This is a genomic window from Burkholderia sp. SIMBA_062, from assembly GCF_046534765.1.
In the GTDB taxonomy this organism is placed as follows: domain Bacteria; phylum Pseudomonadota; class Gammaproteobacteria; order Burkholderiales; family Burkholderiaceae; genus Burkholderia; species Burkholderia ambifaria.
The window spans coordinates 1-26,784 of sequence record NZ_JAWRYD010000056.1 but is presented as its reverse complement, the minus strand read 5'-3'; the positions used below and the strand labels follow the sequence as shown (position 1 = coordinate 26,784).

The 26,784-nt window shown below is 62.0% G+C and carries 41 protein-coding genes; 38 read left to right on the top strand and 3 right to left on the bottom strand.

Features of this window, described 5'->3' with window-relative positions; all coding sequences use genetic code 11:
- The 32 genes from SB786_RS34360 to dsbD form a co-directional block, all read left to right on the top strand.
- A partial coding sequence (locus SB786_RS34360) for an elongation factor Tu (RefSeq protein ID WP_410731315.1) occupies positions 1 to 243 on the top strand: 243 nt, incomplete at its 5' end.
- Positions 244 to 529: 286 nt separating this feature from the next.
- Entirely contained in the window at positions 530 to 841 is a 312-nt protein-coding gene (gene rpsJ, locus SB786_RS34355; RefSeq protein ID WP_004199280.1) for a 30S ribosomal protein S10, read from the top strand.
- A 177-nt stretch (positions 842 to 1,018) separates the two neighbouring features.
- Positions 1,019 to 1,669, top strand: a complete 651-nt coding sequence (gene rplC / locus SB786_RS34350; RefSeq protein ID WP_410731314.1) for a 50S ribosomal protein L3 — start codon at positions 1,019 to 1,021, stop codon at positions 1,667 to 1,669.
- A complete protein-coding gene (gene rplD, locus SB786_RS34345) occupies positions 1,669 to 2,289 on the top strand; it encodes a 50S ribosomal protein L4 (protein ID WP_006477192.1) in 621 nt (206 codons plus the stop codon). The genes rplC and rplD overlap by 1 nt, the downstream gene beginning before the upstream one ends.
- Complete coding sequence (gene rplW / locus SB786_RS34340) at positions 2,286 to 2,600, top strand: 50S ribosomal protein L23 (protein ID WP_004199275.1); 315 nt, start codon at positions 2,286 to 2,288, stop codon at positions 2,598 to 2,600. Before rplD ends, rplW begins: the two co-directional genes overlap by 4 nt.
- 2 nt (positions 2,601 to 2,602) lie before the next feature.
- Entirely contained in the window at positions 2,603 to 3,430 is an 828-nt protein-coding gene (gene rplB / locus SB786_RS34335; protein WP_006482900.1) for a 50S ribosomal protein L2, read from the top strand.
- Between the two features lie 10 nt (positions 3,431 to 3,440).
- Complete coding sequence (gene rpsS, locus SB786_RS34330) at positions 3,441 to 3,716, top strand: 30S ribosomal protein S19 (RefSeq protein ID WP_004199273.1); 276 nt, start codon at positions 3,441 to 3,443, stop codon at positions 3,714 to 3,716.
- 12 nt (positions 3,717 to 3,728) lie between these two features.
- Positions 3,729 to 4,058 carry a 50S ribosomal protein L22 gene (gene rplV / locus SB786_RS34325; protein ID WP_004199272.1) on the top strand — a complete coding sequence of 110 codons (330 nt, stop codon included), beginning with the start codon at positions 3,729 to 3,731 and terminating at the stop codon, positions 4,056 to 4,058.
- Positions 4,059 to 4,069: 11 nt separating this feature from the next.
- Positions 4,070 to 4,870: a 30S ribosomal protein S3 gene (rpsC, locus tag SB786_RS34320; protein WP_006482899.1), complete on the top strand. Its 801-nt coding sequence runs from the start codon at positions 4,070 to 4,072 to the stop codon at positions 4,868 to 4,870.
- Between the two features lie 2 nt (positions 4,871 to 4,872).
- A complete protein-coding gene (gene rplP, locus SB786_RS34315) occupies positions 4,873 to 5,289 on the top strand; it encodes a 50S ribosomal protein L16 (RefSeq protein ID WP_006752927.1) in 417 nt (138 codons plus the stop codon).
- A gap of 9 nt (positions 5,290 to 5,298) precedes the next feature.
- Positions 5,299 to 5,493: a 50S ribosomal protein L29 gene (gene rpmC / locus SB786_RS34310; RefSeq protein ID WP_006400652.1), complete on the top strand. Its 195-nt coding sequence runs from the start codon at positions 5,299 to 5,301 to the stop codon at positions 5,491 to 5,493.
- Positions 5,490 to 5,762, top strand: coding sequence for a 30S ribosomal protein S17 (rpsQ, locus tag SB786_RS34305; RefSeq protein WP_006752928.1), 273 nt, complete (start codon positions 5,490 to 5,492; stop codon positions 5,760 to 5,762). Before rpmC ends, rpsQ begins: the two co-directional genes overlap by 4 nt.
- 310 nt (positions 5,763 to 6,072) lie before the next feature.
- Positions 6,073 to 6,441, top strand: a complete 369-nt coding sequence (gene rplN, locus SB786_RS34300; RefSeq protein WP_006752929.1) for a 50S ribosomal protein L14 — start codon at positions 6,073 to 6,075, stop codon at positions 6,439 to 6,441.
- A gap of 9 nt (positions 6,442 to 6,450) precedes the next feature.
- Entirely contained in the window at positions 6,451 to 6,759 is a 309-nt protein-coding gene (gene rplX / locus SB786_RS34295) for a 50S ribosomal protein L24 (protein WP_006477187.1), read from the top strand.
- Positions 6,760 to 6,775: 16 nt separating this feature from the next.
- Positions 6,776 to 7,315, top strand: a complete 540-nt coding sequence (rplE, locus tag SB786_RS34290; RefSeq protein WP_006482882.1) for a 50S ribosomal protein L5 — start codon at positions 6,776 to 6,778, stop codon at positions 7,313 to 7,315.
- 7 nt (positions 7,316 to 7,322) lie between these two features.
- Positions 7,323 to 7,628 (top strand): 30S ribosomal protein S14, encoded by a 306-nt coding sequence (rpsN, locus tag SB786_RS34285; RefSeq protein WP_006482884.1) that lies wholly within the window; start codon positions 7,323 to 7,325, stop codon positions 7,626 to 7,628.
- 14 nt (positions 7,629 to 7,642) lie between these two features.
- Positions 7,643 to 8,038, top strand: a complete 396-nt coding sequence (gene rpsH / locus SB786_RS34280) for a 30S ribosomal protein S8 (protein WP_006477185.1) — start codon at positions 7,643 to 7,645, stop codon at positions 8,036 to 8,038.
- A gap of 18 nt (positions 8,039 to 8,056) precedes the next feature.
- Complete coding sequence (gene rplF, locus SB786_RS34275) at positions 8,057 to 8,587, top strand: 50S ribosomal protein L6 (protein ID WP_006758786.1); 531 nt, start codon at positions 8,057 to 8,059, stop codon at positions 8,585 to 8,587.
- A gap of 12 nt (positions 8,588 to 8,599) precedes the next feature.
- Positions 8,600 to 8,965 (top strand): 50S ribosomal protein L18, encoded by a 366-nt coding sequence (gene rplR, locus SB786_RS34270; protein WP_006477183.1) that lies wholly within the window; start codon positions 8,600 to 8,602, stop codon positions 8,963 to 8,965.
- A gap of 14 nt (positions 8,966 to 8,979) precedes the next feature.
- Complete coding sequence (gene rpsE / locus SB786_RS34265; RefSeq protein WP_006752931.1) at positions 8,980 to 9,498, top strand: 30S ribosomal protein S5; 519 nt, start codon at positions 8,980 to 8,982, stop codon at positions 9,496 to 9,498.
- A 15-nt stretch (positions 9,499 to 9,513) separates the two neighbouring features.
- A complete protein-coding gene (rpmD, locus tag SB786_RS34260; protein WP_006400644.1) occupies positions 9,514 to 9,696 on the top strand; it encodes a 50S ribosomal protein L30 in 183 nt (60 codons plus the stop codon).
- A gap of 26 nt (positions 9,697 to 9,722) precedes the next feature.
- Positions 9,723 to 10,157 carry a 50S ribosomal protein L15 gene (gene rplO, locus SB786_RS34255; RefSeq protein ID WP_006482880.1) on the top strand — a complete coding sequence of 145 codons (435 nt, stop codon included), beginning with the start codon at positions 9,723 to 9,725 and terminating at the stop codon, positions 10,155 to 10,157.
- Positions 10,158 to 10,199: 42 nt separating this feature from the next.
- Positions 10,200 to 11,549 (top strand): preprotein translocase subunit SecY, encoded by a 1,350-nt coding sequence (gene secY, locus SB786_RS34250; RefSeq protein ID WP_034176627.1) that lies wholly within the window; start codon positions 10,200 to 10,202, stop codon positions 11,547 to 11,549.
- Between the two features lie 9 nt (positions 11,550 to 11,558).
- Entirely contained in the window at positions 11,559 to 11,777 is a 219-nt protein-coding gene (infA, locus tag SB786_RS34245; RefSeq protein ID WP_004521905.1) for a translation initiation factor IF-1, read from the top strand.
- Between the two features lie 20 nt (positions 11,778 to 11,797).
- Positions 11,798 to 11,914 carry a 50S ribosomal protein L36 gene (rpmJ, locus tag SB786_RS34240; RefSeq protein ID WP_004199844.1) on the top strand — a complete coding sequence of 39 codons (117 nt, stop codon included), beginning with the start codon at positions 11,798 to 11,800 and terminating at the stop codon, positions 11,912 to 11,914.
- A 38-nt stretch (positions 11,915 to 11,952) separates the two neighbouring features.
- Positions 11,953 to 12,318: a 30S ribosomal protein S13 gene (gene rpsM, locus SB786_RS34235; RefSeq protein ID WP_410731313.1), complete on the top strand. Its 366-nt coding sequence runs from the start codon at positions 11,953 to 11,955 to the stop codon at positions 12,316 to 12,318.
- A 28-nt stretch (positions 12,319 to 12,346) separates the two neighbouring features.
- Positions 12,347 to 12,748, top strand: coding sequence for a 30S ribosomal protein S11 (gene rpsK, locus SB786_RS34230; protein ID WP_004197937.1), 402 nt, complete (start codon positions 12,347 to 12,349; stop codon positions 12,746 to 12,748).
- Positions 12,749 to 12,904: 156 nt separating this feature from the next.
- A complete protein-coding gene (rpsD, locus tag SB786_RS34225; RefSeq protein ID WP_006752934.1) occupies positions 12,905 to 13,528 on the top strand; it encodes a 30S ribosomal protein S4 in 624 nt (207 codons plus the stop codon).
- A 124-nt stretch (positions 13,529 to 13,652) separates the two neighbouring features.
- Positions 13,653 to 14,630: a DNA-directed RNA polymerase subunit alpha gene (locus tag SB786_RS34220; RefSeq protein WP_006477176.1), complete on the top strand. Its 978-nt coding sequence runs from the start codon at positions 13,653 to 13,655 to the stop codon at positions 14,628 to 14,630.
- Between the two features lie 137 nt (positions 14,631 to 14,767).
- Complete coding sequence (gene rplQ / locus SB786_RS34215; RefSeq protein WP_006477175.1) at positions 14,768 to 15,163, top strand: 50S ribosomal protein L17; 396 nt, start codon at positions 14,768 to 14,770, stop codon at positions 15,161 to 15,163.
- A gap of 218 nt (positions 15,164 to 15,381) precedes the next feature.
- Positions 15,382 to 15,708 carry a divalent-cation tolerance protein CutA gene (cutA, locus tag SB786_RS34210; protein ID WP_410731312.1) on the top strand — a complete coding sequence of 109 codons (327 nt, stop codon included), beginning with the start codon at positions 15,382 to 15,384 and terminating at the stop codon, positions 15,706 to 15,708.
- Positions 15,701 to 17,536 (top strand): protein-disulfide reductase DsbD, encoded by a 1,836-nt coding sequence (gene dsbD, locus SB786_RS34205; RefSeq protein ID WP_410731311.1) that lies wholly within the window; start codon positions 15,701 to 15,703, stop codon positions 17,534 to 17,536. Before cutA ends, dsbD begins: the two co-directional genes overlap by 8 nt.
- 111 nt (positions 17,537 to 17,647) lie before the next feature.
- On the opposite strand, the gene hemB is transcribed toward dsbD, so the two are convergent.
- On the bottom strand, positions 17,648 to 18,646 hold the full coding sequence (gene hemB / locus SB786_RS34200; RefSeq protein ID WP_165750752.1) for a porphobilinogen synthase: 999 nt from the start codon (positions 18,644 to 18,646) through the stop codon (positions 17,648 to 17,650).
- Positions 18,647 to 18,899: 253 nt separating this feature from the next.
- Positions 18,900 to 19,559 carry a ribosome biogenesis GTP-binding protein YihA/YsxC gene (gene yihA / locus SB786_RS34195; protein WP_006758791.1) on the bottom strand — a complete coding sequence of 220 codons (660 nt, stop codon included), beginning with the start codon at positions 19,557 to 19,559 and terminating at the stop codon, positions 18,900 to 18,902.
- Between the two features lie 217 nt (positions 19,560 to 19,776).
- On the opposite strand from yihA, the gene SB786_RS34190 reads away from it, so the two are divergent.
- The 5 genes from SB786_RS34190 (at position 19,777) to msrQ (ending at position 25,907) form a co-directional block, all read left to right on the top strand.
- On the top strand, positions 19,777 to 20,430 hold the full coding sequence (locus SB786_RS34190; RefSeq protein WP_006758792.1) for a c-type cytochrome: 654 nt from the start codon (positions 19,777 to 19,779) through the stop codon (positions 20,428 to 20,430).
- 201 nt (positions 20,431 to 20,631) lie between these two features.
- Positions 20,632 to 22,848, top strand: a complete 2,217-nt coding sequence (locus SB786_RS34185; RefSeq protein ID WP_410731310.1) for a cytochrome c biogenesis protein ResB — start codon at positions 20,632 to 20,634, stop codon at positions 22,846 to 22,848.
- Positions 22,849 to 22,852: 4 nt separating this feature from the next.
- Positions 22,853 to 24,043 (top strand): c-type cytochrome biogenesis protein CcsB, encoded by a 1,191-nt coding sequence (gene ccsB / locus SB786_RS34180; RefSeq protein WP_410731309.1) that lies wholly within the window; start codon positions 22,853 to 22,855, stop codon positions 24,041 to 24,043.
- Between the two features lie 158 nt (positions 24,044 to 24,201).
- Complete coding sequence (gene msrP, locus SB786_RS34175; protein WP_012362899.1) at positions 24,202 to 25,197, top strand: protein-methionine-sulfoxide reductase catalytic subunit MsrP; 996 nt, start codon at positions 24,202 to 24,204, stop codon at positions 25,195 to 25,197.
- Between the two features lie 20 nt (positions 25,198 to 25,217).
- The gene (gene msrQ, locus SB786_RS34170) at positions 25,218 to 25,907 is read left to right on the top strand and encodes a protein-methionine-sulfoxide reductase heme-binding subunit MsrQ (RefSeq protein ID WP_410731308.1); all 690 of its coding nucleotides are present in this window, start codon (positions 25,218 to 25,220) and stop codon (positions 25,905 to 25,907) included.
- An 86-nt stretch (positions 25,908 to 25,993) separates the two neighbouring features.
- Here the strand turns inward: msrQ and lptM are convergent, their stop codons facing one another.
- Complete coding sequence (gene lptM, locus SB786_RS34165) at positions 25,994 to 26,272, bottom strand: LPS translocon maturation chaperone LptM (protein ID WP_410731307.1); 279 nt, start codon at positions 26,270 to 26,272, stop codon at positions 25,994 to 25,996.
- 39 nt (positions 26,273 to 26,311) lie between these two features.
- On the opposite strand from lptM, the gene cyaY reads away from it, so the two are divergent.
- On the top strand, positions 26,312 to 26,638 hold the full coding sequence (gene cyaY / locus SB786_RS34160) for an iron donor protein CyaY (RefSeq protein ID WP_410731306.1): 327 nt from the start codon (positions 26,312 to 26,314) through the stop codon (positions 26,636 to 26,638).
- Positions 26,639 to 26,784 lie beyond the last annotated feature (146 nt).

The following is a 26,784-nucleotide window of genomic DNA, read 5'->3' as shown; positions in this document are numbered from 1 at the left end:
GACGAAGGCGGCCGTCACACGCCGTTCTTCAACAACTACCGTCCGCAGTTCTACTTCCGTACGACGGACGTGACGGGCTCGATCGAGCTGCCGAAGGACAAGGAAATGGTGATGCCGGGCGACAACGTGTCGATCACGGTGAAGCTGATCGCTCCGATCGCGATGGAAGAAGGTCTGCGCTTCGCAATCCGCGAAGGTGGCCGTACCGTCGGCGCCGGCGTCGTCGCCAAGATCATCGAGTAATATCGACGATCCGCGGATCCCTCCGGGGTCCGCGATTCCACGGTAGCTAATTGTACCGTCGAAACCGGGTGTCCAGTTTGATCTGGCACCCGGTTTTGTCTTTGTGGGGCATGCGTCGCGGTATTGGCAAATGCACACCACCGCTCCGAATTTTCGTGTAGAATCGCGGGCTTAGCAGTGGAAGTACCGTTCGGGACGTGTCGCCTCGCTCCCCGCAGGCAACCTGTTTCGCGTTCTTTTAGTGTCCGGCGATGCAACATCGCCTCGCTCTTTTCAAGGAATCGTCATGCAGCAACAGAAAATCCGCATTCGCCTGAAGGCTTTCGACTACCGTTTGATCGATCAATCGGCTGCCGAGATCGTCGATACCGCGAAGCGGACTGGTGCAATCGTCCGTGGCCCGGTGCCGCTGCCGACGCGCATCCAGCGTTTTGACATCCTGCGTTCGCCGCACGTCAACAAGACGTCGCGCGATCAGCTCGAAATCCGTACCCACCAGCGCCTGATGGACATCGTCGATCCGACCGACAAGACGGTTGACGCGCTGATGAAGCTCGATCTGCCGGCTGGCGTCGACGTGGAAATCAAGCTGCAGTAAGGCTTTCAGCGCCAACCGGCTTGTCGGGTGGCGCTAAGTCTTTGATTGCTTGCGGAAATCGGGAAGTCGGGCTATAATGCTTGGCTTTTCGCGTATTCGCATAAAAAAGTTGGGCCTTGCGTGCCCGGCATTTTGTAAATCAGCCCCGACCAATCGCAGTCGGGAATGGAGAAAATGATGAGCCTTGGACTCGTAGGTCGCAAGGTTGGCATGACCCGTATCTTCACGGCTGAAGGGGATTCGATTCCCGTCACCGTGCTGGACGTGTCGGACAACCGCGTGACGCAGATCAAGACTGTTGAAACCGACGGCTATACGGCCGTGCAGGTTGCATTCGGCTCCCGCCGCGCATCGCGCGTGACGAAGCCGCTGGCAGGTCATCTCGCCAAAGCCGGTGTCGAAGCCGGTGAAATCCTCAAGGAATTCCGCATTGACGCGGCCAAGGCAGCCGAGCTGTCGAATGGCGCCGTGGTCGGTGCCGATCTTTTCGAAGTAGGCCAGAAGGTCGACGTGCAAGGCGTGTCGATCGGTAAGGGCTACGCCGGTACGATCAAGCGTTACAACTTCGCCTCCGGCCGTGCCACGCACGGTAACTCGCGCTCGCACAACGTGCCGGGCTCGATCGGTATGGCGCAGGATCCGGGTCGTGTTTTCCCGGGTAAGCGCATGACGGGTCACCTCGGTGACGTTACGGTGACGGTGCAGAACCTCGAAATCGCTCGTATCGACGCAGAGCGCAAGCTGCTGCTCGTCAAGGGCGCGATTCCGGGCGCGAAGGGCGGCAAGGTTTTCGTGACGCCGGCCGTCAAGACCAAGGGGGCGAAATAATGGAACTCAAGCTCCTGAACGAAAATGGTCAGGAAGGTGCAGTGGTCAACGCGTCGGACGTCGTGTTCGGTCGTGACTACAACGAAGCGCTGATCCACCAGGTCGTCGTCGCGTACCAGGCGAATGCTCGCCAGGGTAACCGCGCACAGAAGGACCGTGAGCAAGTCAAGCACACCACCAAGAAGCCGTGGCGTCAGAAGGGTACGGGCCGCGCTCGTGCCGGTATGTCGTCGAGCCCGCTGTGGCGTGGCGGTGGTCGCATCTTCCCGAACTCGCCGGAAGAAAACTTCTCGCACAAGGTCAACAAGAAGATGCATCGCGCAGGTCTCTGCTCGATCTTCTCGCAGCTGGCCCGTGAAGGCCGTCTGTCGGTCGTCGAGGACATCATCCTCGAAGCGCCGAAGACCAAGCTGCTGGCTGACAAATTCAAGACCATGGGTCTCGACTCCGTGCTGATCATTACGGATACGGTCGACGAGAACCTGTACCTGGCTTCGCGCAACCTGCCGCACGTGGCGATTGTCGAGCCGCGCTACGCTGACCCGCTGTCGCTGATCTACTTCAAGAAAGTGCTGGTCACGAAGGCTGCGGTCGCCCAGATCGAGGAGTTGCTGTCATGAGCGAGATTCGCAAAAACGATCATCGTTTGATGCAGGTCCTGCTCGCACCGGTGATCTCGGAAAAGGCGACGCTGGTTGCCGACAAGAACGAGCAAGTCGTGTTCGAAGTCGCACCGGATGCCACGAAGCAGGAAGTGAAGGCGGCTGTCGAGCTGCTGTTCAAGGTTGAAGTTGATTCGGTCAACGTGCTCGTCCAGAAGGGCAAGCAAAAGCGTTTCGGCCGTTCGATGGGTCGCCGCAAGGACGTGAAGAAGGCGTACGTTTGCCTGAAGCCCGGCCAGGAAATCAACTTTGAAGCGGAGGCCAAGTAATCATGGCAATCGTGAAAGTTAAACCGACTTCGCCGGGTCGCCGCGCGATGGTCAAGGTGGTCAACAAGAATCTGCACCAGGGCAAGCCGTTCGCGGCACTGCTCGACTCGCAGAGCTCGACCGCCGGCCGTAACAACAACGGCCGTATCACCACGCGTCACAAGGGTGGTGGTCACAAGCAGCACTATCGTATCGTCGATTTCCGTCGCACGAAGGATGGCATCCCGGCAAAGGTCGAGCGTCTCGAGTACGACCCGAACCGTAGCGCGAACATCGCGCTGGTGCTCTACGCAGACGGCGAGCGTCGCTACATCATCGCCCCGAAGGGCCTGACCGTCGGCCAACAGCTGATGTCGGGTTCGGAAGCGCCGATCCGTGCAGGCAACACGCTGCCGATCCGCAACATTCCGGTCGGTACGACGATCCACTGCATCGAGATGCTGCCGGGCAAGGGCGCGCAAATGGCGCGTTCGGCTGGCACGTCGGCCATGCTGCTGGCACGCGAAGGCGTCTACGCGCAGGTTCGTCTGCGTTCGGGCGAAATCCGTCGCGTGCACATCGAGTGCCGTGCAACGATCGGTGAAGTTGGCAACGAAGAGCATAGCCTGCGCCAGATCGGCAAGGCTGGCGCGAACCGCTGGCGCGGTATCCGCCCGACGGTGCGTGGCGTTGCGATGAACCCGGTTGATCACCCGCACGGTGGTGGTGAGGGCAAGACGGCTGCAGGTCGCGACCCGGTGAGCCCGTGGGGTACGCCGGCTAAGGGTTATCGCACCCGCAGCAACAAGCGCACGACGACGATGATCGTTCAGCGCCGTCACAAGCGTTAAGGAGTAGGCAATGGCACGTTCTGTAAAAAAAGGTCCGTTCTGCGACGCCCATTTGCTGAAGAAAGTTGAGGCGGCTGCAGCTTCGCGCGACAAAAAGCCGATCAAGACCTGGTCGCGTCGCTCGACGATTCTGCCGGATTTCATCGGCCTGACGATCGCTGTTCACAACGGCCGTCAACACGTTCCGGTGTACATCTCGGAAAACATGGTCGGCCACAAGCTTGGCGAGTTCGCACTGACCCGTACGTTCAAGGGTCACGCGGCCGACAAGAAGGCCAAGAAATAAGGGGCAATCAAGATGGAAGTGAAAGCAATTCATCGCGGTGCCCGCATCTCGGCGCAGAAAACGCGCCTTGTGGCTGACCAGATCCGCGGTTTGCCGGTCGACAAGGCGCTGAACGTCCTGACGTTCTCGCCGAAGAAGGCGGCTGGCATCGTGAAGAAGGTTGTGCTGTCGGCAATCGCGAATGCGGAGCACAACGAAGGCGCTGATATCGACGAGCTCAAGATCAAGAGCATCTACGTCGACAAGGCTGCATCGCTCAAGCGTTTCACCGCGCGCGCCAAGGGCCGCGGTAACCGCATCGAGAAGCAATCCTGTCACATCACTGTGACGGTCGGGAATTAAGGAGCCATACGATGGGACAGAAAATTCATCCGACTGGCTTCCGCCTGGCTGTCAGCCGCAATTGGGCTTCGCGTTGGTACGCGAACAACAACAATTTCGCGGCGATGCTGCAGGAAGACATCGGTGTTCGTGAGTACCTGAAGAAGAAGCTGAAGAACGCTTCGGTCGGTCGGGTCGTCATCGAGCGTCCGGCGAAGAACGCGCGCATCACGATTTACAGCTCGCGTCCGGGCGTCGTCATCGGCAAGAAGGGCGAGGATATCGAACAGCTGAAGACGGAACTGCAACGCCGCATGGGCGTGCCGGTTCACGTCAACATCGAAGAGATCCGCAAGCCGGAAACCGATGCGCAACTGATCGCTGACTCGATCACGCAACAGCTCGAGCGCCGGATCATGTTCCGTCGCGCGATGAAGCGTGCGATGCAGAACGCGATGCGTCTGGGTGCCCAGGGCATCAAGATCATGAGCGCAGGCCGTCTGAACGGTATCGAAATCGCTCGTACGGAGTGGTATCGCGAAGGTCGCGTGCCGCTTCACACGCTGCGTGCCGATATCGACTACGCGACTTCGGAAGCGAAGACGACCTACGGCATCATCGGTGTCAAGGTGTGGGTATACAAGGGCGACACGCTCGGCCGCAACGATGCGCCGGTGGTCGAAGAAGTAGCCGAAGACAAGCGTCCGCGTCGCAATGCGCGTCCGGGCGACCGTCGTCCGCGCCGTGACGGCGAAGGCGGCGCTCCGGGTGCTCGCCGTGGCGCACCGCGCCGTGGCGCCGGCAAGCCCGAAGACGGCAAGACTGGAGAATAACGATGCTGCAACCGAAACGCAGAAAGTATCGTAAAGAGCAGAAGGGTCGTAACACCGGCAAGGCGACGCGCGGCAACGCAGTGTCGTTCGGTGACTTCGGCCTGAAGGCGATCGGTCGCGGTCGTTTGACCGCACGTCAAATTGAAGCGGCGCGTCGTGCAATGACGCGTCACATCAAGCGTGGCGGTCGTATCTGGATCCGGATCTTCCCGGACAAGCCGATTTCGCAGAAGCCGGCCGAAGTGCGTATGGGTAACGGTAAGGGTAACCCGGAGTACTACGTCGCCGAGATCCAGCCGGGCAAGATGCTCTATGAAATGGACGGCGTAACCGAAGAACTGGCACGCGAAGCGTTCCGTCTGGCTGCAGCCAAGCTGCCGCTGAAGACGGCATTCATCGTGCGCCAGCTCGGCGCCTAAGGAGAAAACATGAAGGCTTCCGAACTTCTCCAGAAAGACCAGGCCGCGCTCAACAAGGAGCTGGCGGACCTGCTGAAGGCGCAATTCGGCCTGCGCATGCAACTCGCGACCCAGCAGCTCACGAACACGAGCCAGCTGAAGAAGGTTCGTCGCGACATCGCACGTGTGCGGACCGTCATGACTCAGAAGGCGAACCAGAAATGAACGATAGCGTGAAAACCTCGCTGAAGCGGACGCTGGTCGGTCGGGTCGTCAGCAACAAGATGGACAAGACCGTCACCGTGCTGATCGAGCACCGCGTCAAGCACCCGATCTACGGCAAGTATGTCGTGCGCTCGAAGAAGTACCACGCGCACGATGAAGCGAACACCTGCAACGAAGGCGATCTCGTCGAAATCCAGGAAACCCGTCCTGTTTCGAAGACGAAGGCCTGGACGGTGTCGCGCCTCGTCGAAGCGGCTCGCGTGATCTAAGCGGGTCCGTGCAGTAGGCAGTAACAGGCACTTCTCCACGAAGTGCTTGAAATCGCAAAGTTTTTGCTTGCGTGACCAGGATTATTTGTTATAATCCTGGTCTTCCCTCTTTATGGGAGCCCCGTCGCGGGCGAAGTTGGTGGGGGAAGCGGACTGGCGCCAGCCTGTCCGAAAGATTCACCGAATTGCGATGGCGGGTTTCGTTTGCCGTCGCTGCTGTTCCAACCCAAGCAGCCGATTGGCTGACGGGACCAAGACTGACCGAATGCATCATGGTGGTGCATCCGGATTAAGTTGGGAAAGACAAACCATGATCCAGACCGAATCTCGGCTCGAAGTAGCCGACAACACGGGTGCGCGTGAAGTCATGTGCATCAAGGTGCTCGGCGGCTCGAAGCGTCGTTATGCCGGCATTGGCGACATCATCAAGGTGACCGTCAAAGAAGCAACGCCGCGCGGGCGCGTGAAGAAAGGCGAAATCTACAACGCCGTGGTGGTCCGCACCGCCAAGGGTGTTCGCCGTCAAGACGGCTCGCTGATCAAGTTCGACGGCAACGCCGCTGTGCTTTTGAATAACAAGCTTGAGCCGATCGGCACCCGCATCTTCGGGCCGGTGACGCGTGAGCTGCGTAGCGAACGATTCATGAAGATCGTTTCGCTGGCGCCGGAAGTGCTGTAAGGAGTCGCGATGAACAAGATTCGCAAAGGTGACGAGGTTATCGTCGTCACTGGTAAGGACAAGGGCAAGCGCGGCGTCGTGCTGGCTGTCGGTGCAGAGCATGTGACGGTTGAAGGTATCAACCTCGTCAAAAAGCATGTGAAGCCGAACCCGATGAAGGGTACGACAGGCGGCGTGGAAGCGAAGACGATGCCCCTGCATATTTCGAACGTCGCACTGGTCGACGCGAATGGCAAGGCGTCGCGTGTTGGCATCAAGGTCGAGGAAGGCAAGAAGGTTCGCTTCCTGAAGACGACCGGTGCCGTACTGAGCGCCTGACGCAGCGGAGTAAAAAATGGCTCGTTTTCAAGAGTTTTACAAAGAAAAGGTTGTGCCCGGCCTGATCGAGAAGTTCGGTTATAAGTCGGTCATGGAAGTGCCGCGCATCACCAAGATCACGCTGAACATGGGTCTTGGCGAAGCGATCGCTGACAAGAAGATCATCGAGAACGCCGTTGGCGACCTCACGAAGATCGCCGGCCAGAAGCCGGTCGTCACGAAGGCACGCAAGGCAATCGCAGGCTTCAAGATCCGCCAAGGCTATCCGATTGGCGCGATGGTGACGCTGCGCGGCCGTGCGATGTACGAATTCCTCGACCGTTTCGTGACCGTCGCCCTGCCCCGCGTGCGTGACTTCCGCGGCGTGTCGGGTCGTGCTTTCGATGGCCGTGGCAACTACAACATCGGTGTGAAAGAGCAGATCATTTTCCCCGAAATCGACTACGACAAGATCGACGCACTGCGTGGGCTGAACATCAGCATCACGACGACTGCGAAGACCGACGACGAAGCAAAGGCTCTGCTCGCCAGCTTCAAGTTCCCGTTCAGAAACTGAGGTTACCGTGGCTAAACTGGCACTGATCGAACGTGAAAAGAAGCGCGCCCGCCTGGTCGCGAAGTTCGCAGCAAAGCGCGAAGCGCTGAAGGCGATCGTCGAAGACCAAAGCAAGTCGGAAGAAGAGCGCTACGAAGCACGCCTGGAGCTGCAGCAACTGCCCCGCAACGCAAACCCGACCCGCCAGCGTAACCGCTGCGCGATCACGGGCCGTCCGCGTGGCACGTTCCGTAAATTCGGCCTCGCGCGTAACAAGATTCGTGAAATCGCATTCCGTGGCGAGATTCCTGGCCTGACCAAGGCGAGCTGGTAATAGGAGAAACGTAAATGAGCATGAGTGATCCTATCGCCGATATGCTGACTCGCATCCGCAACGCGCAGATGGTCGAGAAGGTATCGGTCGCGATGCCCTCGTCGAAGGTCAAGGTTGCAATCGCGCAAGTCCTGAAGGACGAAGGCTATATCGACGATTTCGCCGTCAAGGCAGAAGGTGCGAAGTCCGAACTGAATATCGCGCTGAAGTACTACGCAGGTCGCCCCGTCATCGAACGCCTCGAGCGCGTGTCGAAGCCTGGTCTGCGCGTGTACCGCGGCCGCAACGACATTCCCCAGGTCATGAACGGCCTGGGCGTGGCAATCGTGTCGACGCCGAAGGGCGTGATGACTGACCGCAAGGCGCGCGCTACCGGCGTCGGCGGCGAAGTCATCTGCTACGTCGCTTAAAGCCGAGGAGAGAGAAACATGTCTCGAGTAGGTAAAAGCCCGATCGCGCTGCAAGGCGCGGAAGTCAAGCTGGCCGACGGTGCAATCACCGTCAAGGGCCCGCTGGGCACCATCACGCAAGCGATCAATCCGCTCGTGAACGTGGCGAACAACGACGGCACGCTGAATCTGTCGCCGGTCGACGAAAGCCGCGAAGCAAATGCACTGTCGGGCACGATGCGCGCGATCATCGCGAATGCCGTGCACGGCGTGACCAAGGGTTTCGAGCGCAAGCTGACGCTGGTTGGCGTCGGTTATCGTGCGCAGGCGCAAGGCGACAAGCTGAACCTGTCGCTGGGTTTCTCGCACCCGGTGGTGCACCAGATGCCGGAAGGCGTCAAGGCTGAAACCCCGACGCAAACCGAAATCGTGATCAAGGGGATCAACAAGCAACAAGTCGGTCAAGTAGCTGCGGAAGTTCGCGGTTACCGTCCGCCGGAGCCCTACAAGGGCAAGGGCGTGCGCTATTCCGACGAGGTTGTGATCCTCAAAGAAACGAAGAAGAAGTAAGGGTGCGCAATCATGGATAAGACTCAATCTCGCCTGCGCCGCGCTCGCCAGACGCGTATCAAGATCGCTGAGCTGCAGGTCGCGCGTCTCGCCGTGCATCGCACGAACACGCACATCTACGCTCAAGTGTTCTCGCCGTGCGGCACCAAGGTGCTCGCCAGCGCGTCGACGCTCGAGGCAGAAGTGCGCGCCGAACTGGCCGACAAGTCGGGCAAGGGTGGCAACGTTAATGCTGCGACGCTGATCGGCAAGCGTATTGCCGAGAAGGCAAAGGCCGCCGGCATCGAATCCGTCGCCTTCGACCGCTCGGGCTTCCGCTACCATGGCCGCGTCAAGGCGCTGGCTGAGGCAGCTCGCGAAGCTGGGCTCAAGTTCTAAGGAAGGAATTCGTCATGGCAAAGATGCAAGCGAAAGTTCAGGCTGACGAGCGCGACGACGGCCTTCGCGAAAAGATGATTTCGGTCAACCGCGTGACCAAGGTCGTGAAGGGTGGCCGTATTCTCGGCTTCGCCGCACTGACCGTGGTTGGTGACGGCGATGGCCGCATCGGTATGGGCAAGGGCAAGGCGAAGGAAGTGCCGGTCGCTGTCCAGAAGGCAATGGAACAAGCTCGCCGCAACATGTTCAAGGTGCCGCTCAAGAACGGCACGCTGCAGCACGAAGTGCACGGCAAGCATGGCGCATCCGCTGTCCTCCTCGCTCCGGCGAAGGCAGGTACGGGTGTGATCGCCGGTGGCCCGATGCGCGCAGTGTTCGACGTGATGGGCGTTCAGAACGTCGTGGCGAAGAGCCACGGTTCGACGAACCCGTACAACCTCGTTCGCGCCACGCTGGACGGTCTGCGCAAGCAGTCGACCCCGGCAGACATCGCGGCGAAGCGCGGCAAGTCCGTCGAAGATATTTTGGGCTAAGCCCGGGTGGTCACCATGTCTGAAAAAACTGTCAAGGTTCAGCTCGTTAAGAGCCTGATCGGGACCCGCGAATCGCACCGCGCGACCGTGCGTGGCCTGGGCCTGCGCCGACTCAACTCGGTTAGCGAGCTGCAGGACACGCCGGCGGTCCGCGGCATGATCAACAAGGTCTCGTACCTCGTTAAGGTCATCGCGTAAGCGGCCCTACGGATCAAGGAGTTGATATGGAATTGAATAACCTGAAGCCGGCCGCTGGTGCCAAGCACGCCAAGCGTCGCGTCGGCCGTGGCATCGGTTCGGGCCTCGGCAAGACGGCTGGCCGTGGTCACAAGGGGCAGAAATCGCGTTCGGGCGGCTTCCACAAAGTCGGTTTCGAAGGCGGTCAGATGCCGCTGCAACGTCGTCTGCCGAAGCGCGGTTTCACGTCGCTGACGAAGGAATTCGTCGGTGAAGTGCGCCTGGGCGACCTCGAGAAGCTGCCGGTCGATGAAATCGATCTGCTCGCACTGAAGCAAGCCGGCCTGGTCGGCGAGCTGACGAAGAGCGCGAAGATCATCGCGACGGGCGAACTGAAGCGCAAGATCGTCGTGAAGGGTCTCGGTGCCACCAAGGGTGCGCGCGCTGCGATCGAAGCGGCTGGCGGTTCGTTCGCCGAGTGACACGCGTAGCGCGTCGTTACTTGCATTCATCGGAGAAGGTACTTGGCTAACAGCCCGAGTCTTGCAAAACCCGGTCGAAGCACGGCGAAATTCGGCGATCTGCGTCGGCGAGCGATGTTCCTGCTCCTGGCGCTGATCGTCTATCGCATCGGCGCGCACATCCCCGTGCCGGGCATCGATCCGGATCAACTGGCGAAGCTGTTCCAGAGCCAGGCGGGCGGCATCCTGGGCATGTTCAACATGTTTTCGGGTGGTGCGCTTTCCCGCTTCACGATCTTTGCGCTGGGGATCATGCCGTACATCTCGGCGTCGATCATCATGCAGTTGCTGGCGATCGTCTCGCCGCAACTCGAGGCGCTGAAGAAGGAAGGGCAGGCAGGGCAACGGAAGATCACGCAGTACACGCGGTATTTCACCGTGGTGCTCGCGACCTTCCAGGCGTTCGGTATCGCGGCTGCGCTGGAAAACCAGCCTGGCCTCGTGATCGACCCCGGCACGCTGTTCCGACTGACGACGGTTGTGACGTTGGTTACCGGCACGATGTTCCTGATGTGGCTGGGTGAGCAGATCACCGAGCGTGGTCTGGGCAACGGCATCTCGATCATCATCTTCGGCGGGATCGCAGCAGGGTTCCCGAATGCCGTCGGTGGGCTGTTCGAGCTGGTGCGTACGGGTTCGATGAGCATCATTTCGGCGATCATCATCGTCGTTCTGATTGCCGCGGTGACTTACCTGGTCGTGTTCATCGAACGCGGTCAGCGCAAGATCCTCGTGAACTACGCGAAGCGCCAGGTCGGCAACAAGATCTACGGTGGACAGTCGTCGCACTTGCCGCTGAAGCTGAACATGTCGGGCGTGATCCCGCCGATCTTCGCATCGTCGATCATCCTGTTTCCGGCCACGATTCTCGGCTGGTTCAGCACGGGTCAGCCGACGGGGAGCTGGATCTCCAACACGTTGCATAACGTCGCGGAGGCGCTGAAGCCGGGTCAGCCGGTCTATGTGCTGCTGTACACGCTGGCAATCGTGTTTTTCTGCTTCTTCTACACCGCACTGGTGTTCAACAGCAGGGAAACCGCGGACAACCTGAAGAAGAGCGGTGCGTTTGTTCCGGGTATTCGTCCGGGCGATCAGACCGCACGATATATCGACCGCATCCTCACGCGTCTGACGCTGGCTGGTGCGATCTACATCGTCTTCGTGTGTCTGCTGCCGGAATTCCTGGTGCTGCGCTGGAACGTGCCGTTTTATTTTGGTGGGACGTCGCTGCTGATCATTGTCGTCGTCACGATGGACTTCATGGCGCAGGTGCAGTCGTACGTTATGTCGCAACAGTATGAGTCGCTGCTCAAGAAGGCAAACTTCAAGGGCGGCAACATCCCAATGCGTTAATTCAGGACTATGGCCAAAGACGATGTAATCCAGATGCAGGGTGAGGTGATTGAAAACCTTCCGAATGCTACCTTCCGCGTGAAGCTGGAAAACGGCCATGTCGTGTTGGGGCATATCTCCGGGAAGATGCGGATGCACTACATCCGCATCCTGCCGGGCGACAAGGTCACGGTTGAATTGACGCCTTACGATCTGTCTCGTGCGCGGATCGTGTTCCGGGCGAAGTGATTTGAAAAAAGGGTATTATCATGAAAGTGATGGCATCGGTTAAGCGCATTTGCCGCAATTGCAAGATCATCAAGCGCAAAGGCGTCGTTCGCGTGATCTGCAGCTCGGATCCGCGCCACAAGCAGCGCCAAGGCTGACCGCGCGTTTGTTTGCGCTTTTTGTTTGAGGAAAAACAATGGCTCGTATCGCAGGGGTTAACATCCCGAATCACCAGCATACCGAGATCGGCCTGACGGCAATCTTCGGTATCGGCCGCACGCGCTCGCGCAGCATCTGCTCGTCAGCTGGCGTGGAATTCTCGAAGAAGGTCAAGGACCTGACCGACGCAGACCTCGAAAAGCTGCGTGAAGAAGTGGGCAAGTTCATCGTCGAAGGCGATCTGCGCCGTGAAGTGACGATGAACATCAAGCGCCTGATGGACCTCGGTTGCTACCGTGGTGTTCGTCATCGCAAGGGCCTGCCGATGCGCGGTCAGCGTACGCGTACGAACGCACGTACCCGTAAGGGCCCGCGTCGTGCAGCGCAAGCGCTGAAGAAGTAAGCGGAACTGACAGTTACAGGAAAACGTAATGGCTAAGGCTTCGAATACCGCGGCGCAACGCGTTCGCAAGAAGGTTAAGAAGAACGTCGCTGAAGGCGTGGTGCACGTTCACGCGTCGTTCAACAACACGATCATCACGATCACCGATCGCCAGGGCAATGCACTGGCATGGGCGACGTCGGGCGGCCAGGGCTTCAAGGGCTCGCGGAAGTCGACGCCGTTCGCTGCTCAGGTTGCTGCTGAGTCGGCCGGTCGCGTGGCGATGGAATACGGCGTGAAGAATCTGGAAGTGCGGATCAAGGGCCCTGGCCCGGGTCGTGAGTCGGCAGTGCGCGCACTGCACGGCCTCGGCATCAAGATCACCGCGATTTCGGACGTCACCCCGATTCCGCACAACGGCTGCCGTCCGCCGAAGCGCCGTCGTATCTAAGAATGCTGCTGGCACGTTCGTGCTGGCGCATTTGCCTGTCGCCGCGTAGCGTCGACGGGCGTTGCTTTTTTGATTGACTAAGCCCACCGTTCGCCCCAAAGGGCGCGAACTAGCGCGGATTGCGATCCGCGTCACTGATTGATAAAGGAATGCAAAGTGGCACGTTATATCGGCCCCAAGGCCAAGCTGTCCCGCCGTGAAGGCACCGACCTGTTCCTGAAGAGCGCGCGCCGCTCGCTCGCCGACAAGTGCAAGCTCGACAGCAAGCCGGGCCAGCACGGCCGTACCTCGGGCGCACGTACGTCCGACTATGGTACGCAGCTGCGCGAAAAGCAGAAGGTCAAGCGCATTTACGGCGTGCTGGAGCGTCAGTTCCGCCGCTACTTCGCTGAAGCCGACCGCCGCAAGGGCAACACGGGTGAAAACCTGCTGCAACTGCTCGAGTCGCGTCTCGACAACGTCGTGTATCGCATGGGCTTCGGCTCGACGCGCGCTGAAGCGCGTCAGCTGGTGAGCCACAAGTCGATCACCGTGAACGGCGTCGTCGCGAACGTGCCGTCGCAGCAAGTGAAGGCGGGTGACATCGTCGCGATCCGCGAAAAGGCGAAGAAGCAGGCGCGTATCGTCGAAGCGCTGTCGCTGGCCGAGCAAGGCGGCATGCCGAGCTGGGTTGCAGTCGATGCGAAGAAGTTCGAAGGCACGTTCAAGCAAATGCCGGAACGCGCTGACATCGCAGGCGACATCAACGAAAGCCTGATCGTCGAATTGTATTCGCGTTAATCCGATTGACGGCCGAGGCACCCCGATTGCGTTTCGCAAGGGGTGGCCTCGGCTGTTTATTTTCTGGTTGTTACCGGTCAGCCTTATCGGTGTAACGAGCCGAGGGTATTGAAAAGGAAAGCCCATGCAAACCAGTTTGCTGAAACCCAAGATCATCGCCGTGGAATCGCTGGGCGAGAACCACGCGAGGGTGGTCATGGAACCGTTCGAACGCGGTTACGGCCACACCTTGGGCAATGCGCTTCGCCGCGTGCTGCTGTCGTCGATGGTTGGCTACGCGCCGACCGAAGTCACGATCGCAGGCGTGGTGCACGAGTACTCGACGCTTGATGGCGTGCAAGAGGACGTCGTCAACCTGCTGCTGAACCTGAAGGGTGTGGTGTTCAAGCTGCACAACCGTGATGAAGTGACGGTTACCCTGCGCAAGGAAGGCGAAGGCGTCGTCACGGCCGGCGATATCGAGCTGGCTCACGATTGCGAAGTCATCAACCCGAATCACGTGATCGCACACCTGTCGAAGGGCGGCAAGCTCGACGTTCAGATCAAGATCGAAAAGGGTCGCGGCTACGTGCCCGGCAACGTCCGTCGCTACGGCGAAGACACGGCCAAGATCATCGGCCGCATCGTCCTCGACGCATCGTTCTCGCCGGTTCGCCGCGTGAGCTATGCCGTTGAAAGCGCACGTGTCGAGCAGCGTACCGACCTCGACAAGCTCGTGATGAACATCGAGACGAGCGGCGTGATCACCCCGGAAGAGGCGATCCGTCAATCGGCCCGCATCCTGGTCGACCAGCTGTCCGTGTTCGCGGCACTGGAAGGCACGGAAACGGCTGCCGAAGCACCGTCGCGCGCTCCGCAGATCGATCCGATCCTGCTGCGTCCGGTGGATGATCTCGAGTTGACGGTTCGTTCGGCGAACTGTCTGAAGGCCGAGAACATCTACTACATCGGCGACCTGATCCAGCGCACGGAAAACGAGCTGCTGAAGACGCCGAACCTCGGTCGCAAGTCGCTCAACGAGATCAAGGAAGTGCTCGCTTCGCGCGGTCTCACGCTGGGCATGAAGCTCGAAAACTGGCCGCCGGCTGGTCTCGACAAGTAAGCCCGGTTGTTGCTGTAGTTGGCAAAGATGCGGATTTTCCTCTAAAATCCGCATCTTGCTTTTTTTCGTTACCGGCCCGTGCACCCCAGCGGTGCGATAGAAGAGCTGGATCAAAACTTTGAATCAAGGAAACTGAAATGCGCCATCGTCATGGTCTGCGGAAACTGAACCGCACGAGCAGCCACCGTCTGGCTATGCTCCGTAACATGTCCAACTCGCTGATCGAGCACGAAGTCATCAAGACGACGCTGCCGAAGGCGAAGGAACTCCGTAAAGTCGTCGAGCCGCTGATCACGCTCGGCAAGAAGCCGTCGCTGGCAAACCGTCGCCTGGCGTTCAACCGCCTGCGCGATCGTGACTCGGTGGCGAAGCTGTTCGACGTGCTCGGTCCGCGTTTCGCGAACCGTCCGGGCGGCTACCTGCGCGTGCTGAAGTTCGGCTTCCGCGTCGGCGACAACGCACCGATGGCACTGGTTGAGCTGCTCGATCGTCCGGAAGTCGACGAAACGGAAAACGTGCAAGAAGCTGAGTAAGCTTCCGGTACGCAGCAGTATCTGAAAGGGGCCGAGCAATTGCTTGGCCCTTTTTGTTTTTTTGCGCCCGGCCCCACAGGCTGCGATCGATTGTCGCAGTCCCGTGCCGGCAGTGTCGCGCGCGCTGCGCTACGATACGGGACTGTCGGGGGACTGTCGGCGCGGGTACTCGACGCGATCCGTGGCGGCGACAGCCCGTGAATCAGCCAGGAGGGCGTATGGTGGTGGTGTTGATGCTGACGACGGTGCCGGATGCGGCGACGGCCGCAGCGCTCGCCGACGGTGCGCTCGACGCGCGGCTGGCCGCGTGCGTGTCGGAGCTCGGTGCGATCAAGTCGCGCTATCACTGGCAGGGAAAGGTCGAAACGGCCGACGAGATCCAGTTGCTGTTCAAGACGAGCCCCGTGCGCTCGCTCGAACTGGAGCGATTTATTCTCGCGCGTCATCCGTACGAGACGCCGGAACTCGTCTCGTGGCAGGCGACGGCATCGGTCGAGTACGGCCAGTGGGTGACCAGCGAAACTCAACGTCTATTTCATGTTTAACGGTATGGCACTTTCCGTGCGCATGCGCGCACCGTGGTTCCTCGCGATCCTGTTGTCGTTCATTTTCGCGCTGGGCGGGCTGTCGGTCGCGCGCGCGGCCGACGATTTTCTCGATCCGTCGGTGGCGTTCAAGTTCAGCGCGAGCGAATCGCCGGGGCAGGTGGACGTCCGCTTCAAGGTCGCCAACGGCTACTACCTGTACCGCGAGCGGTTCGCGTTCGCGGTGAAGAGCGGGCAGGCGACGCTCGGCGACCCGACATTCCCGCCCGGACATGTGAAGTTCGACCAGACGTTCCAGAAAGAAGTCGAGACCTATCGCGACGAGGTCGTGATTCACGTGCCGGTCAAGCAGGCAGCAGGGCCGTTCGAGCTCGCGGTGACGTCGCAGGGGTGTGCCGACGAAGGGATCTGCTATCCGCCTGCCGAGCATGTCGTGAAGGTCGACGGCGCGGCGCTGGGCGCGACCGCGCCGGCTGATGGCGCGACGGCGTCGGGCAGCTGGTTCGACAAGGTCACGAGCGCGGATTACGCCCAGTCGCTGCTCGAAGGGCACGGCTTCTTCACGATCGTCGCGCTGTATTTCGTCGCGGGCGTCGTGCTGAGTCTGCTGCCCTGCTCGTATCCGATGATTCCGATCGTGTCCGCGATCATCATCGGTCAGGGCACGCGCGCGACGCATGCGCGCGGCTTTGCGCTGTCGCTCACTTACGTGGTCGGCATGGCGCTCGTTTATACGGTGCTGGGCATCGCTGCCGCGCTGGTCGGCCAGAGCCTCGGTGCATGGCTGCAGAACCCGTGGGTGCTCGGCGCGTTCGGCGTGCTCCTCACCGCCTTCGCGGTATCGCTGATTTCGGGCAAGGACATCGCGCTGCCCGAGCGCTGGCAGAACGGCGCGGCCGAAGCATCGAGCGCGCGCCAGGGCGGCCACTTCATCGCGGTCGCCGCGATGGGCGCGTTGTCGGCGCTGGTCGTCGGCGCATGCATGACGGCGCCATTGTTTGCGGTGCTCGCGTTCATCGCGCATACCGGCAATGCGTTGCTCGGCGGCGCCGCGCTGTTCGCGATGGGGCTGGGGCTCGGCGTGCCGCTGCTCGTGGTCGGCGTCGGTGCGGGTACGGTGCTGCCGCGCGCGGGCGCATGGATGGACAGCGTCAAGGTGTTCTTCGGCATCGTGCTGCTCGCCGCTGCGCTGTGGATCGTGTGGCCGGTGCTCGCAGGCGGTCTGAAGATGGTGCTTGCCGCGTTGTGGCTGCTCGTCGCCGCCGCGGCGCTCGGGCTGTTCACGCCGCATGCCGGCGCCGCGTCGATCTGGCGCCGTCTCGGCCGCGGTCTCGGTGCGGCGCTCGCGATCTGGGCTGCGACGCTGCTCGTCGGTCTCGCGGCGGGTTCCAACGACCCCGTGAAGCCGCTGGCCGTCCTCGCGGCGCGCACGGTTGCGTCGGGCGATGCGTCGGCGGCCGCGCAGCAGGGGCCGGCGTTCGCATCGGTGCGCTCCAGTGGCGAACTCGACACGCTGCTGAAGGCCTCGGGCCGGCCCGTGATGCTCGATTTCTACGCCGACTGGTGCGTGAGCTGCAAGGAGATGGAGCATCTGACGTTCACGGATTCGCGCGTGCAGGCGCGGCTCGCGCAGCTTCACCTGGTGCGTGCGGACGTCACCGCGAACAACTCGGACGACCAGGCGCTGCTCAAGCGCTTCAACCTGTTCGGGCCGCCGGGCATCATCTTCTTCGATCGCAACGGCAACGAAATCGGCCGCGTGGTCGGCTATCAGGCGGCCGAGACATTCCTGCGCAGCCTCGATCGCGCAGCGGTACCGACGGTGTAACGCGCGCTCGTCGGCGTGCACGGGCGGCCTTTGCGCCGACCGGACTGCAAATGAAAACGGCGGGACACCGAAGTGTCCCGCCGTTTTTCCTTGTGCCTGCCGGCGCGCGGCTCAGCGCTGCGCTTTCAGCAGACGCGCGGCATCGAGCGCGAAGTACGTGAGCACGCCATCCGCGCCCGCACGCTTGAATGCGAGCAGCGATTCGAGCACGACCTTGTCGTGGTCGAGCCAGCCGTTCATCGCGGCGGCCTTCAGCATCGCGTATTCACCGCTCACCTGGTACACGTAGGTCGGGAAGCGGAACTCGTCCTTCACGCGGCGCACGATGTCGAGATACGGCATGCCGGGTTTGATCATCACCATGTCGGCGCCTTCGTCGATGTCGAGGCGTACTTCGCGCAGCGCTTCGTCGCTGTTCGCCGGATCCATCTGGTAGGTCATCTTGTTGCCCTTGCCCAGGTTGGACGCCGAGCCGACCGCATCGCGGAACGGGCCGTAGAATGCCGACGCGAACTTGGCCGAGTAGGCCATGATGCGCGTGTGGACGTGGCCGTCGCTTTCCAGCATTTCGCGCACCGCGCCGATGCGGCCGTCCATCATGTCCGACGGCGCGACGATGTCGACCCCGGCTTCCGCCTGCGTGCGCGCCTGGTCGACCAGGATCTCGATCGTGTCGTCATTGATCACGTAGCCGTTTTCGTCGAGCACGCCGTCCTGGCCGTGGCTCGTGTATGGATCGAGCGCGACGTCGGTCAGCACGCCGAGTTCGGGGAAGCGCTTCTTCAGCTCGCGCACCGCGCGTGGGATCAGGCCTTCCGGATTGGCCGCTTCGCGGCCGTCGGGCGTTTTCAGCGACGGCTCGATGGCCGGGAACAGCGACAGCACGGGCACGCCCAGTTCGACGCACTGCTCGGCAACCTGCATCAGCAGATCGACCGACACGCGTTCGACGCCGGGCATCGACGGTACGGGCTGGCGCTCGTTGGTGCCTTCGACGACGAACACCGGATAGATCAGGTCGTCGGTGGTCAGGCGGTTTTCGCGCATCAGGCGCCGGGAGAAGTCGTCGCGGCGCATCCGGCGCGGACGATGAAGCGGATGGAAGCTCATGGCGATTTGGCAGAAATCAGGGCAAGAAGGACCTTACGGAACCCTTAGGTCATTTTCGAGATCGTTGGTATATGATAGCGATCGAGCGGCACGCGTTGCGTGCTGCTCCCCGCTTCTCCTCCCTGAGCGGGTGCCTGTCGTTTTTCGATTAGGCTGTTTGACCCGCCGTTCGACGGCGGGTTTTTTTATGAGCCGGCCGAATCCGCAGGTGCCGTCAGGTGCGCACAGCCGATCCCGGCCGCGCGTTGCCCGCTCATTGTGCTACAGGCTCGCTTTTTTCGTCGGCGACGGACGGCCGCACCCAGCTCTCGATCAGTTCGTGCGCCTCGTCGAGCCCCGTGCGCTTCAGCGCCGAGAACAGCTGGACGGTCAGCTTGCCCTTCACGCCCTGGTCGCGGTACGCGTCGAGCCCCTTTTGCGTGTTACGCAGCGCGTTGATGCTTTCCTGCCGCGTCAATTTGTCGCACTTGGTGAGCAGCGTGTGGATCGGCTTGCCGGTCGGCACGAACCACTCGATCATCCGGCGGTCGAGGTCGGTCAGCGGACGGCGCGAATCCATCATCAGGATCAGGCCGCACAACTGCGAACGGGTCGCGAGGTACGAGGACAGCAGCATTTCCCAGTGGGCCTTCGCGGCCCCCGGCACTTCCGCGTAGCCATAGCCGGGCAGGTCGACGAGGTTCGCGACGGGCTCGGCGGCCGGGCCGACGGAGAAGTAGTTGATGTGCTGCGTGCGGCCGGGCGTCTTCGACGCGAAGGCGAGCCGCTTCTGGTTGCACAGCACGTTGATCGCCGTCGATTTGCCGGCATTCGAGCGGCCCGCGAACGCGATTTCCGGCTGTACCGTCGGCGGCAGGTCGCGCAGATGATTGACGGTCGTATAGAAGCGGGCTTGATGGAGCAAAAAGGCCATGGGGAACCGGTGGGACGGGGCGGCGCGAGCCGCTGGGGTGAAGGCGGGGTAGCCCCGATAGGCGCGGGAGCTTTCAGCGCGATATTGTACAATACGCCGGTTTTGCCGAAGCGTTGCGGGCGCCTGCGTCGCGCTTTTATGCAGCTTCTGCGGTAGACTGGTCGACGTCGTTTTTTGCAGAACCTCAAATTCCCACAAGACGAAACAGGGTGTGCGAATGAATCGACTGTGCAAGTCTCTGATGGTGCTTCAGGTTGCAGCAGGGTTCGTAGGTTTCGTAGCGGAGGCAAACGCGGCGGATGCGGCAAAGCCGGATCTGGACCGCGGCAAGGCGATTGCCGGGCAGGTATGTGCGTCGTGTCACGGCGCCGACGGCAACAGCGCGTCGGGCAGTTTCCCCAAGCTCGCCGGCCAGCATCCCGAATATCTGGTCAAGCAGTTGAACGACTTCAAGACCCAGTCGGGCGCGAAGGGGCCGGCGCGGACCAATCCGGTGATGGTCGGGTTCGCGAGCGCGTTGAGTGCGGACGACATGCGTAACGTCGCCGCGTATTACGGCTCGCAGGCAACGAAGCTCGGCACCGCACGCGACGCGGCGACCGTGCCGATCGGCCAGAAGATCTATCGCGGCGGCATTGCGGAAAAGGGCGTACCCGCCTGCGCGAGCTGTCACGGGCCGACGGGGCAGGGGCTGCCGGTCCAGTACCCGCGTCTGTCGGGGCAATGGGCCGATTACACGGTTGCCCAGTTGACCGCGTTCCAGCAGGGTGCCGGCGCGCGCAACAACAACGAGGCGATGCATCAGATCGCATCGCGTCTGTCGGACAACGAGATCAAGGCCGTCGCGGATTACATCGCGGGCCTGCGTTGAACGGGCCGTCGCGAATGACATGACCGGACGCCCGAAGGGCGGCCGGAGTCAGAACAAGAAAAGGGTGGGGCGCCGCGTGATCGCGGTGGCCTCGCCCTTTTTTATCGGCACTCGCCGGGCTGCCCCAGAGTGCTGACAGCCCCTCGGGGGCAGCGAACAAAGTGAGTGTGGGGGCTGTTTCCCCCCAAAGTCGGAGTTTGAATGAGCGTTACCACGTCGGGGTTGCAGTCGAAGTCGGGTCAAAGTGCGTCCAGGCGCGCGGTCGAGCTAGTCAGCTCGATGCGCTTCGCGATCGCGCTGCTGGTGGTGTTGTCGATCGCGAGCATCATCGGCACGGTGCTGACCCAGGATGACCCGTATCCGAACTACGTGAACCAGTTCGGGCCGTTCTGGGCGGACATCTTCCGCTCGCTGGGCCTGTACAACGTGTACAGCGCGTGGTGGTTCATGCTGATCCTGATCTTCCTCGTCACGTCGATCTCGCTGTGCGTGATCCGCAACGCGCCGAAGATGCTCGCCGATGCGAAGAGCTGGAAGGACAAGGTCCGCGAGGGCAGCCTGCGCGCGTTCCATCACAAGGCCGAATACACGGCGTCCGGCACGCGTGCGACCGTTGCGGCCACGCTCGCCACGTTCGTCGCCAAGGGCGGCTACAAGCACGTCGTGCGCGAAACCGACGGCGCGACGCTGATCTCCGCGAAGCGCGGCGCGCTGACGAAGTGGGGCTACATCTCCGCGCATCTCGCGATCGTCGTGATCTGCGTCGGCGGCCTGCTCGACAGCAACCTGCCGATCAAATTCCAGATGTGGATGTTCGGCAAGAGTCCGGTCAACACGAGCGCGACGATCAGCGAGATCTCGGCCGACCACCGGCTGTCCGCGTCGAACCCGACGTTCCGCGGCTATGCGTGGGTGCCGGAAGGCCAGTTCGTGTCGACCGCGATCCTGAACCAGCCGAGCGGCTCGCTGATCCAGGATCTGCCGTTCTCGATCCAGCTCAACAAGTTCATCGTCGACTACTACACGACGGGGATGCCGAAGCTGTTCGCGAGCGACATCGTCGTGATCGATCGCGAGACGGGCCAGAAGATCCCGGCGCGCGTCGAGGTCAACAAGCCGTTCACGTACAAGGGCGTGTCGATCTATCAGTCGAGCTTCCAGGACGGCGGCTCGCAGATGCAGATGACGGCCTACCCGATGACGGGTGACAACGCGAAGACCTTCGCGGTAAAGGGCACGATCGGCAGTACGGCGCCGCTGCAGATGCCGGGCAGTGACGGCGACACGATCGAGTTCTCCGACTTCCGTGCGATCAACGTCGAAAACATGGCCGATGCGAACGGCAAGCCGGACGTGCGCGGCGTCGCGAAGACGGAGTCGCTGAAGGAAGTATTCGACGAGCGGCTCGGCTCGGGCGCGAAGACATCGAAGCCGATGCAGCTCCACAACATCGGCCCGTCGGTGCAGTACAAGATTCGCGGCAAGGATGGCCAGGCGCGCGAATTCAACAACTACATGCTGCCCGTCGACATGGGCGGCACGCGCGTGTTCCTCGCCGGCGTGCGCGGGAGCCCGAACGATCCGTTCCGCTACATGCGGATTCCGGCCGACAGCCAGGATTCGATCGGCGAATGGATGCGCCTGCGCGCCGCGCTCGAGGATCCGGCCGTGCGTGCCGACGCCGCCGCGCGTTTTGCTCAGCGTTCGCTGCCGACGACCGAAGCGTCGCTGCGCGGCCGCCTGCAGGACAGCGCGTTCAAGGTGCTGACCCTCTTCGCGGCGAGCGACGACAGCGTCGGCCGCGGCGCCGACGGCCAGCCGATCGGCGGCTTCCAGGCGGTGGCGACGTTCATCGACCGTTCGGTGCCGAAGGCCGAGCAGGAAAAGGCGGCGAGCCTGCTGCTGCGCATGCTCGAGGGCTCGATGTGGGAGGTCTGGCAGATCGCGCGCGAGCGTGCCGGCGAGCCGGCCGCCCAGCAAGGGACCGACACGATCCGTTTCGTGCAGAACGCGATCAATGCGCTATCGGACAGCTTTTTGTATGGATCGCCGGTCTATTTGCAGCTTGATTCCTTCAAGCAGGTGCAAGCTTCGGTATTTCAGTTGACGCGCGCGCCTGGCAAGAATCTGGTGTATCTTGGCAGCCTGCTGTTGGTCGCCGGCATCTTCTCGATGTTCTACGTGCGCGAGCGGCGCCTCTGGTTCTGGCTCAAGGATGCCGGTTCGGGCGTCGATGTGGTGATGGCGATGTCCACGGCCCGCAAGACCTTCGATTTCGAGAAAGAATTCGTGCAGACGCGCGACGCGGCCGGCGCCGCCTTGCGTGCCGCACCGCGCGACGCCGCGCCCGCAGGCGCGGCAGCGACTGCCCGTCCGCCCGCCGGCGGCGGTTCCGATTCCGAGAATTCCACCCGGTAACATCATGGATCTCACTCAAGTTTCCTCTTCCCGTTCGGGGCCGGTCCAGGCCTCGAATCTGGCGCCGTTGTTCGACGACCGTCCGTTCCTCGCCCGCCTGTCGGTCATCGACTGGTTGTTCGCGCTGGCGCTCGTGATCGGCGCGGGCTATGCGTTCGTGCACTACAACGAACACATGAATTACTACGACAAGGCGGTGATGATCGGCACGGTGCCTGCGCTTGTCGTGCTCGGCTGGCGCTGGAAGCCCGCTCGGCTGATGATGGCGTCGATCGCGGTGCTGTCGCTCCTGTCGATCCAGATCTACCAGGGCGACCTCGCACGCGCCGATTCGGCGTTCTTCCTCAAGTACTTCCTGTCCAGCCAGTCCGCGATCCTGTGGATGAGCGCGCTGTTCGTGCTCGCGACGATCTTCTACTGGATCGGCTTGCTCGCACGCTCGGAGTCGGGCTCCGCGATCGGCCAGAAGCTTACGTGGGTCGCCGTGTTGATGGGCTTCACCGGCCTGATGGTGCGATGGTACGAGTCGTACCTGATCGGCGCCGACGTCGGGCATATCCCCGTATCGAACCTGTATGAAGTGTTCGTGCTGTTCAGCCTGATCACCGCGCTGCTTTATCTGTATTACGAGGGCCACTACGGCACGCGCGCACTCGGCGCATTCGTGCTGCTGGTCATCAGCGCGGCTGTCGGCTTCCTGATGTGGTACTCGGTCGCGCGCGATGCGCAGCAAATCCAGCCGCTCGTGCCGGCGCTGCAGAGCTGGTGGATGAAGATCCACGTGCCGGCGAACTTTATCGGCTACGGCAGCTTCGCGCTGTCGGCGATGGTGTCGGTCGCGTACCTGATGAAGGAGCGCGGCGTGCTCGCCGATCGCCTGCCCACGCTCGAGGTGCTCGACGACGTGATGTACAAGTCGATCGCGGTCGGTTTCGCGTTCTTCACGATCGCGACGATCCTCGGCGCGCTCTGGGCCGCCGAAGCATGGGGCGGCTACTGGAGTTGGGACCCGAAGGAAACCTGGGCGCTGATCGTGTGGCTCAACTACGCGGCCTGGCTGCACATGCGGCTGATGAAGGGCCTGCGCGGCGCGGCCGCCGCCTGGTGGGCACTGACGGGCCTGCTCGTGACGACGTTCGCGTTCCTCGGCGTCAACATGTTCCTGTCCGGGCTGCACAGCTACGGCAAGCTGTAAGATTTCCGACGCTGGTCCGACAAAAGACCGCCGGCGCACTGCGTGCCCGGCGGTTTTCTTTTGTAACGGGCGGGTGGCCCGGGCGTCGAACGGCGCATGATCGGCCGGGTCGAACGCTGATGAAGCGTGCGCGCCGCGCATGCAGGAGGAGCAGCACGATGTGGATCAAAACCCCTTTGCGCACCGTACTGACCGGCGGTGATATCGCGCAGAGCCAGATTACGCCGCGCGCGGTGTTCGAGAACCGGCGACGCGTATTGCAGGCCGCCGGCCTGGCGGCGGCGGGCGGATTGCTGGGCGGCAGCGGCGCGGCGTTCGCGGCATATGCGTCGCCCGACGCGCGGGCCGCGAAGCTCGCGGCGAAAACCAACCCGAAGTTCGTCGCGGCCGACAAGGTGACGCCGTTCAAGGACATCACCTCCTACAACAACTACTACGAATTCGGCACCGACAAGGGCGATCCGGCGCAGAACGCGGGCACGTTGCGGCCGCGCCCGTGGCGCGTGAGCGTCGAGGGCGAGGTGCTGCACCCGAAGGTGTTCGATCTCGACGAACTGTTGAAACTCGCGCCGCTCGAGGAGCGCGTGTACCGGCTGCGCTGCGTCGAGGGTTGGTCGATGGTGATTCCATGGATCGGCGTGCCGCTGTCCGAGCTGATCAAGCGCGTGCAGCCCACCGGCAACGCGAAATACGTTCAGTTCATCACGCTGGCCGATCCGTCGCAGATGCCGGGGTTGTCGACGCCGGTGCTCGACTGGCCGTACTCGGAAGGGCTGCGGATGGACGAGGCGATGAATCCGCTGACGCTGCTGACGATGGGCGTCTACGGCCAGGTGCTGCCGAACCAGAACGGCGCGCCGGTGCGCATTGTCGTGCCGTGGAAGTACGGCTTCAAGAGCGCGAAGTCGCTCGTGAAGATCCGCTTCGTCGACAAGCAGCCGAAGACGAGCTGGAACACGTACGCGTCGAACGAATACGGTTTCTATTCGAACGTGAACCCGAACGTGGATCACCCGCGCTGGAGCCAGGCGACCGAGCGCCGGATCGGCGAGGACGGCTTCTTCACGCCGAAGCGCAAGACGCTGATGTTCAACGGCTACGGCGATCTCGTCGCGTCGATGTATCAGGGCATGGATCTGAAAAAGAATTTCTGAGCGTGACGGTGAGAAACGACATGCCTCCTTCGACATTGGCGCCCGTGCGCGCGTCCGGCACGCGTGCGTCCGCCGCGGGTACTTCCCGGGCCGGCGCCGTGCGTACTGCGTCCCCGCGCTGGCTGCCGCCCGCCAAGGTGCTGGTTTTCGCGGCCGGCCTCTATCCGCTCGCGCGACTCGTGCTGTTCGGGCTGACCGACCGGCTCGGTGCGAACCCGATCGAATTCATCACGCGTTCGACGGGCCTCTGGACGCTGGTCATGCTCTGCATCACGCTCGCCATCACGCCGCTTCGGCACGTGACTGGCGTTCCGGCGTTGCTGCGTTTTCGCCGGATGATCGGCCTGTTCGCATTCTTTTATGCGACGCTGCATTTCACGACGTACCTGTGGTTCGACAAGTGGTTCGACGTGCTCGCGATCCTGAAGGATGTCGGCAAGCGTCCGTTCATCACGGTCGGCTTCGCTGCGTTCGTGCTGCTGATTCCGCTGGCCGCGACATCGCCGCGTGCGATGGTGCGCCGGCTCGGCCGTCGCTGGGCCACGCTGCATCGCGCGATCTATGCGATCGCGCTGTTCGGCGTACTGCATTTCTGGTGGATGCGGGCCGGCAAGCACGATCTCGCGCAGCCGAAGCTCTACGCGACGATCGTCGCGGTGCTGCTCGGCTGGCGGCTGCTTGCATGGGGCTGGCGGCGCATCCGTGCGTGACGTGGCGGGGCCGAAAAAACAAAAGGCGATGACGGGAAGTCATCGCCTTGGGGCGCCAGAGAAACCGCCGCGGCGGCGGCGCGCGACTACTGCGCGGCGGCCGGGCTTGATGCCGGCGTGGCGGGCTTCGGCGCACTGCTCGACAACTCGGGCGACAGCGTGAGCGGTGTGCCGGAAGAATCGGGAATACTGTCGGATGCGTTTTCGTCGGTCGGCGTGACGTCCGACGGCGGCGTGTCCTGCTGCTGCATGGGCTTCGCCGGCAGCGGGGGCACGGTAGGCAGATAGAGCGGGCCGCGTTGACCGCAGCCGGCAAGAATCGCCAAAGCCGCTACAATCGCGCTCATCCGGAAAACGACTCGCATGATCGTCCCTGAGCAATTATTTAACCGATAGAGTTTAGCATGTCCGATACTGAATACCTGGCCCGTGCCGAGGCTGTGCTGGCGTCCGTCGAGCGTACCGTGGACGCCGTGAACGACGGCGATCACGACATCGATCTGGAGCGCAACGGCAGCGTGCTGACGCTCACGTTCGAGAACGGCTCGAAGATCATCATCAACCTGCAGCCGCCGATGAAGGAGCTGTGGATCGCCGCGAAGGCGGGCGGATTCCATTATCGTTTCGTGGACGGCGAATGGCGCGATACGCGCACCGGCACCGAGTTCTTCTCGGCGCTCACCGACTACGCGACGCAGCAGGCCGGCCTGCCGATCACGTTCCGCGCGTAACGACGGGCGCTCGCCCGCCGGGCGCCGATACGTCGGATCAATGCACGAAGAAAAAGCGCCCCGCAAGGCGTAATGCCGTTCAGTTAAGGAACTTTGATGTGCCGAACGGCGTAACGCTTGGGGCGAGCTTTGACCACACGGGGGCA